The 255-nt window shown below is 52.9% G+C and carries 1 protein-coding gene; it reads left to right on the top strand.

Features of this window, described 5'->3' with window-relative positions; genetic code table 11:
• A partial coding sequence (locus ACYQ78_RS39840; protein WP_459806186.1) for a hypothetical protein occupies positions 1–232 on the top strand: 232 nt, incomplete at its 5' end.
• Positions 233–255 lie beyond the last annotated feature (23 nt).

The raw sequence follows: 255 nt of genomic DNA, 5'->3' as shown, positions 1-255 counted from the left end.
AGGCTGCAAAAAGTGCTGCTTCGCTTTCCTGGACTGCATGGCCATGATCATCACCTCCATCATCGCCTGTTGTTCTGCCTGTTGGCGCGTCACCAAGGAGTATGCCATCTACCCCGTGAAGCAAAGTCTGGTGGACACCTTTGACAGCGTCCAAGAGACGCTCTTCCCCTACAAGCAGGGCGTCAAGGTACCTTATAGCTACACCGAGGTACCCAGCTTCAAATTCCCTTGATGCGACAGCAAAAGCAATGCGAT

This window comes from Herbidospora sp. RD11066 (assembly GCF_054661255.1).
Note: the sequence above shows the minus strand (reverse complement) of the source record. Positions and strands in the feature narration are given on the sequence as shown.